The sequence below is a fragment of the Glutamicibacter sp. BSL13 genome (assembly GCF_052928425.1).
The window spans coordinates 48,873-54,973 of sequence record NZ_JAVGCZ010000015.1; the positions used below are offsets into that span (position 1 = coordinate 48,873).

The 6,101-nt window shown below is 68.9% G+C and carries 7 protein-coding genes; 4 read left to right on the top strand and 3 right to left on the bottom strand.

What is annotated here, in order from left to right:
• Positions 1-3 precede the first annotated feature (3 nt).
• The 3 genes from hutG to RCJ92_RS04640 all read right to left on the bottom strand — a co-directional run bounded on the left by hutG (position 4) and on the right by RCJ92_RS04640 (position 2,785).
• Positions 4-942 carry a formimidoylglutamase gene (gene hutG / locus RCJ92_RS04630; protein WP_446753889.1) on the bottom strand — a complete coding sequence of 313 codons (939 nt, stop codon included), beginning with the start codon at positions 940-942 and terminating at the stop codon, positions 4-6.
• Complete coding sequence (locus RCJ92_RS04635; RefSeq protein ID WP_175419293.1) at positions 939-1,658, bottom strand: IclR family transcriptional regulator; 720 nt, start codon at positions 1,656-1,658, stop codon at positions 939-941. The genes hutG and RCJ92_RS04635 overlap by 4 nt, the downstream gene beginning before the upstream one ends.
• Before the next feature lie 437 nt (positions 1,659-2,095).
• Positions 2,096-2,785, bottom strand: a complete 690-nt coding sequence (locus tag RCJ92_RS04640; RefSeq protein ID WP_446753890.1) for a phosphatase PAP2 family protein — start codon at positions 2,783-2,785, stop codon at positions 2,096-2,098.
• Between the two features lie 90 nt (positions 2,786-2,875).
• Between RCJ92_RS04640 and RCJ92_RS04645 the strand changes: the two genes are divergently transcribed.
• The 4 genes from RCJ92_RS04645 to RCJ92_RS04660 form a co-directional block, all read left to right on the top strand.
• A complete protein-coding gene (locus tag RCJ92_RS04645; protein ID WP_346922833.1) occupies positions 2,876-3,334 on the top strand; it encodes a 23S rRNA (pseudouridine(1915)-N(3))-methyltransferase RlmH in 459 nt (152 codons plus the stop codon).
• Between the two features lie 94 nt (positions 3,335-3,428).
• Complete coding sequence (locus tag RCJ92_RS04650; RefSeq protein WP_446753891.1) at positions 3,429-3,899, top strand: hypothetical protein; 471 nt, start codon at positions 3,429-3,431, stop codon at positions 3,897-3,899.
• Entirely contained in the window at positions 3,883-4,188 is a 306-nt protein-coding gene (locus RCJ92_RS04655) for a transcriptional regulator (RefSeq protein ID WP_446753892.1), read from the top strand. Before RCJ92_RS04650 ends, RCJ92_RS04655 begins: the two co-directional genes overlap by 17 nt.
• A 58-nt stretch (positions 4,189-4,246) precedes the next feature.
• Positions 4,247-6,101: DEAD/DEAH box helicase (locus RCJ92_RS04660; protein WP_446753893.1), on the top strand; the 1,855-nt coding region annotated here is incomplete at its 3' end.

Genomic DNA, 6,101 nt, shown 5'->3' on the forward strand with positions numbered 1-6,101 from the left:
TGTCTACCCTCGGTTCAGGATCAGGTCGTTGAGCAGCCGGGCGCCCGTGCGGGCGGTGCGCTGGTCAATGTCAAAGAGCGGGTTCAGCTCCGCAATGTCCGCGTGCATGAGCTTGTTGCTGCCGGCCGCGGCGAGCACCACCTCGCGCACCACCTCCAGCCCGATGCCGAATCCGGCCGGGGCGCTGACTCCCGGGGCGATGCTGGCCGGCAGCGCGTCCAGGTCGATGGTCAGGTACAGGTGGTCCACCGAGTCGGCGAAGTCGGTGACAAAGCCGCGCACCCCATCCAGGTTCCCCAGATGGCATTCGGTGTCCAGCAGCACCTCAACGCCCAGGCTGCGGGCGTAGTCGAAGAGCTTGCGGGTATTGGAGGCCTCGCTGATGCCCACCGCGGCGTAGCGGAAGTCCCGGCCGGCGTCCTGCTGTGCCCGGGCGATCTGGGCGAACCCGGTGCCGGAGCTGGCCAGCGGCTCTTCGCGCAGGTCAAAGTGGGCGTCGATGTTCACGATGCCCAGGCTCCACGGCGCCTCATCGCCCAGGGCCCGGGCCAGCCCGCGGTAGCTGGCGAACGTGATTTCATGTCCACCGCCCAGGCCCACGGTGAAGTGTCCCTCGCTGAGCAGGGTGGCCAACGCGGCGGCGAAGGCCTCCTGCCCGGCCTCCAGCTCCTGGCCCTGGACTTCAATGTCTCCGGCGTCGTAGAGCCTTAGCGGTTCGTGCAGGGCCAGCGAGGACAGGGCGGTGCGCAGCGAGGCGGCACCCGTGCGGGCCCCGGTGCGGCCCTTGTTGCGCCGCACGCCCTCGTCGCTGGCAAAGCCGAGCAATGCGGTGCCCGCGTCGGCGCCGGGTTGCCACGGGGTGATGGTGTTGTGCCATCGGGCGTTCTGGGGTCCGGGCCCGTCATCGCGTCCGGACCAGCCCTGGGGCTGTTTCCAAGTCATTTAATTCCTCCACTCAGGTTCATCGCAGTGCGGCGGGTTTGCTCGATCAGGTGGGCGCGGCGCTGCTGGCTGCGCTGGATGGGAGCCATCAGGGTGACCACACCCTGCAGTTCCCCGGCGCCGTCAAGCACCGGGGCGCTGACTCCCCAGATGCCTTCGTCCAGTTCCCCGGCGCTTTGGGCGTAGCCGGCGGCCTGGGCGGCCGCGCAGGCGGCGTCGATGCGCTCGCGGTCGGTCTCGGCCAGGGCATGGAAGTCAAAGATCTCCGCCCGGGATGCGGGCGGAAGCTGGGCCAGCAGTGCGGTGGCGCTGGCCCCGAAGGTCAGCGGCTGGGAGGCGCCCACCGTGTAGCTGCAGCGCAGCGCCCGGGCCGCCTCCACCGATTCCACGCAGACCGCCTCGGCGCCGTGGGCGACCATGAACGCGGCCAGCTCCCCGGTGTCCTGGCTGAGCTGGCGCAGGTAGGGGGTGATTGTCCCGGTCATCATGGTGGTGTCGCGGTAGCGTTCGGCCAGCTGCACGGCCACCGGGCCGGCCCCGTAGTGCCGCGAGGAGGTCTTGTGCACGAAGCCGGAGGTCACCAGGTCATCCAGCAGCCGGTAGACCGAGCTGACCGGAATCTGGGACGCCTCGGACAGCTCCTTAACGGTCGCCTGGGGAACCTTGGCCAACGCCGCGAGGATCCACAGGACCCGAGCGGTCTGCGAATCGGACACTTTTCTTACGTACATAACACCTTTGCCGGGGGCCCGGGGCTGCGGGCCACGATCTGTTCACCACCCGATTCAAGGCAGGTGGAATCAGGCGCAGTCACCCATTGTTCTTTCCACCGCGGCGGTGGAGCAAGTCGAAATTCTCACCGCATGAGAATGCCGCAGGGAAAATTCCCGGGAGCTGGAAAAGAGTGAGCTGGCTTAACCGTGTCCGCAAAGGACACCGCACGCGCGGGCCGCGGCGCGGCCCATGGGTCCCTGATCGGCGCGAATCCAATGTTTTTATGTGACGGAGCAGGCCCCATCGCGTGGCCGCGGCAACATCCGCGGCGGAAAATCCGACGATCTCGCTCGTCGCTTTAATGTGCCGCGAGTCTCAACAAGCCGTCGGTTCTTTGATACATTTCTCACAACTCGAAATGATCGTTGGCACACAGGAATTATCGGCGAATGCGCTTCGAGGGAACAAAGTAGTAGTGCAGGATGGCCACCACCGCAGCCCAGCCAGCCCCGATCACGAAGCCGACCACGACATCGGAGAGCCAGTGGTGGCCCAGGTAGATCCGGGAGAAGCCCATCGCCAGCACGAAGAGCGCGGCCAGCGAGGCAATCAGGTAGGCGTAGCGGCGCAGCCCGTAGACGATGGCCAGGTAGGCGGCGATGCCGATCAGCGCGGCGGCGTTCAGCGTGTGGCCGCTGGGAAAGGAAAAGGAACCGGGGGGTTCCGGGCCCCCGGGGATCCCGTCGGGCCTGATCACTTCGTGCCGTCCCTTGAGGATCGTGGTGAGCAGGACGGAAACCAGCGCGGTGAAGCCCACGGTGGCCAGCGGCCAGAAGCTGCGCGTAAACCAGCACAACAGCGCGGTCACCAACACCATGGTGGCGGTCATCCCCGGGGTGGACCCCCACCAATACAACCCATGGGCCAAGGCCGCCAGCACCGGGTCCTGGTGCTCCAGCACCCACTGCTGCACCGGGGCGTCAAAATCCTGCACCCAGCCACCCGCGCCAAGGGAAACCACCACACGGCGGGTGAAGTAGAACATGGCGACGATCAGGCCCAGCACCACCCACAGCGCCCGGGCGGCGTCGGTGCGCTGGCCGGGCCGGAAATACCACGAGGATCGCATGGCTTCCATCGTAGTCTTCGCCCCCGCCCCGGTGCGTGCCCCGCGGCAGAAGTCACCGGGTCACCGCCGGGGATGCGGGAGAATGGCGTCATGACAATCAAGGTGCTGGCAGTTGGGAAAAAGCATGAGTCCTGGGTCACCGAGGGCATCGGGCGCTATGAGAAGCGGCTGAAGAAGCCCTTCAACCTGTCCTGGCAGCTGCTGAGCCATTCCGCCCGCGACAACGAGGCGGCGCGCGCCGAGGAATCGACGCGCATCCTGGCCAAGGTGGCGCCCGGCGACTTCGTGGTGCTGCTTGATGAGCGTGGGCGCAACGTCGATTCGCCGGCCCTGGCCAACACGCTGCGCGCCCCGATCGACGCCGGCCGCAATGTGGTGGTGGTCATCGGCGGGGCCTACGGGGTGGACTCCACGGTCCACGACCGCGCGGATTTCACCTGGTCGCTGTCCAAGCTGGTCTTTCCCCACCAGCTGGTCCGGCTGATCCTCACCGAACAGCTCTACCGGGCCCAGGACATCCTGGCCGGTGGCAAGTACCACCACCTCTAGACTTCCGCCCCCCACCAGTGCCCCTGGCGATGGCACCCGGTTGACTTTCCATACCGGAAAGACAAGACTTTCCGCAACGGAAAGAGAATGGCTCATGCATGGATCCACGGGCTCCGGCCGAGCACCGGCGCAGTCCGCGGCCGAGCTGTTGGCACTGGCCGATGACGCCGCGGCGAACATGGTGCGCACCAGCGCTGCCCCCCGGGGCCTGCTGGCGCTGCTGGGGGCCTGGGTGGCAACCCTGCTCAGCCTGCGGCATGTCGCCCCGCCGGGGCTGCTGATCGTGCTGGCCAGCCTGCTGCTGCCCCTGGCCCTGTGGTGCCTGCTCCACTACCGCCGCCGCCCGCGGCCCCGCCGGCTGGTGGAGAATGACGGCGCCTACGCCGGCTCTTTCCTGTTCGGCCTGCTGGCGCTGGCAGTGCTGCAGTTCTGGGAAGCCCTGGGCCCCATCGCGATCACGGCGAAGTGGCTCAGCGTCTTCGCCTTGTTCTGGTTCTGCCAGCAGCGCATGCGCCGGGCGCTGGCGCTGGCCCGGCAGAAGGACGCCCATGAGCACGCCCACTGAACCACAAGGATTCGATGCGCTGATCCACGCCCCGATACGGCTGCGCATCTGCGCGAGCCTGGCCCCGGTCCAGTGGGCCGAATTCGCCCAGCTGCGCGACCTGCTGGGCATCACCGATTCGGTATTGAGCAAGCACCTGCGGCAGCTGGACGCCGCCGGCTACCTCCGGGCCGAGCGTTTCAGCCGCGCCGGGCGCAGCCACACGCGCCTGAGCCTCAGCGCCGCCGGACGCGCCGCCTATGTGGGGCACCTGGCGGCGCTGCGCGAAATCACCGGGACCACCCGGTGACCGGGCGCCAGCTCCGGTTCCCGCCAAACCCGTCGGTCCCAGGTCCTAAGATCGAACCATGAGCGAAATCCTTTCGCGTTTTGGCGCCCCGACCCGCAAATGGTTCACCGATGTCTTCCGGGAACCCACCGCGGCCCAAAACGGCGCCTGGGACTCGATCTCCCGGGGCAACCACACGCTGGTGATCGCCCCGACCGGCTCGGGCAAGACGCTGGCCGCGTTCCTGTGGGCCCTGGACTCGCTGCTGAACACCGCCGCCAGTGCCCCGGCGCTGCCTGGGCTGCCGCAGCCGCCCAGCGGCGGCGGCACCCGCGTGCTCTACATTTCCCCGCTGAAGGCCCTGGGCGTGGATGTGGAACGCAACCTGCGTTCCCCGTTGGCCGGGATCAGGGCCACCGCGCATGATTTGGGCATCAGCCAGCCGGCGGTGAGCGTGGGCATCCGTTCCGGGGACACCCCGGCCGCCGAACGCCGCCAGCTGGTGAAGAACCCGCCGGACATCCTGATCACCACCCCCGAATCGCTGTACCTGATGCTCACCAGCCAGGCCCGCAGCACGCTGGCCACCGTGCAGACGGTGATCATTGACGAGGTCCACGCCCTGGCCGCGACCAAGCGCGGCACCCACCTGGCCCTGTCCCTGGAGCGGCTGGATGCGCTGCTGGGCACCCCGGCCCAGCGCATCGGGCTGTCGGCGACCGTGGAACCACCCGAGGAGGTGGCCCGCTTCCTGGGCGGCACCCGGCCGGTGAACATTGTGCGCCCGCCGGCGGCCAAGCAGTGGGAGCTGTCGGTGCGGGTGCCGGTGCAGGACATGACCGACCTGCCGGCCGCGGCCGCCGCCCACGACCTGGGGCCCGGCTCCTCCCCCACCGCCGGGGCCAGCATCTGGCCGCACGTGGAGAACCAGCTGGTGGATTTGGTGCTGGCCAACCAGTCCACGATCATTTTCGCCAACTCGCGCCGCCTGGCCGAGCGGCTGACCGGCCGGCTCAACGAGCTCTACGCCGAACGCGAGGGCTTCACCCCGGATCCGGCGCAGCCGGCCGGCACCCCGGCGGTGCTGATGGCCCAGGCCGGTTCCAGTGCCGGCAGCGACCCGGCCGCCCCCATCCTGGCCCGCGCCCACCACGGTTCGGTGTCCAAGGACACCCGCGCGGTGATCGAGGAGGACCTGAAGCTGGGGCGGCTGCGCGCCGTGGTGGCCACCAGCTCCCTGGAGCTGGGCATCGACATGGGGCTGGTGGACCTGGTGATCCAGGTGGAGTCGCCGAACTCGGTTTCCTCCGGGCTGCAGCGGGTGGGCCGTGCCGGGCACCAGGTCGGCTCCGTCTCCCGCGGCGTGTTCTACCCCAAGCACCGGGCGGACCTGCTGTCCACCGCGCTGGTGGTCACCCGGATGCGCACCGGGCAGATCGAGAAGATGACGGTGCTGGCCAACCCGCTGGACGTGCTGGCCCAGCAGACCCTGGCCGCGGTCGCCCTGGCGGACTTGGGCGTGGAATCCTGGTTTGACACGGTGCGCCGCTCCGCCCCCTACGCGCAGCTGCCGCGCAGCGCCTACCTGGCCACCCTGGACATGCTCTCGGGCAAGTACCCCTCCGATGAGTTCGCCACCCTCAAGCCCCGGATCATCTGGGACCGGGATGCCGGGACCCTCTCCGCCCGTCCCGGGGCCCAGCGCCTGGCGGTCATCTCCGGGGGCACCATCCCGGACCGCGGGCTGTTCGGGGTGTTCCTGGCCGGGGCCGAGGACTCCAAGGCCCCAAAGCGGGTGGGTGAACTGGATGAGGAGATGGTCTACGAGTCCCGGGTGGGCGACGTGTTCGCGCTGGGGGCCACCAGCTGGCGGATCGAGGACATCACCCATGACCGGGTGCTGGTCTCCCCGGCGTTCGGCCAGCCGGGCAAGC

Bases quoted from the DNA above. Each gene is read 5' to 3' on its own strand.
- hutG (WP_446753889.1), bottom strand. From the start codon at position 942: ATGACTTGGAAACAGCCCCAGGGCTGGTCCGGACGCGATGACGGGCCC.
- RCJ92_RS04640 (WP_446753890.1), bottom strand. From the start codon at position 2,785: ATGCGATCCTCGTGGTATTTCCGGCCCGGCCAGCGCACCGACGCCGCC.
- RCJ92_RS04645 (WP_346922833.1), top strand. From the start codon at position 2,876: ATGACAATCAAGGTGCTGGCAGTTGGGAAAAAGCATGAGTCCTGGGTC.
- RCJ92_RS04650 (WP_446753891.1), top strand. From the start codon at position 3,429: ATGCATGGATCCACGGGCTCCGGCCGAGCACCGGCGCAGTCCGCGGCC.
- RCJ92_RS04655 (WP_446753892.1), top strand. From the start codon at position 3,883: ATGAGCACGCCCACTGAACCACAAGGATTCGATGCGCTGATCCACGCC.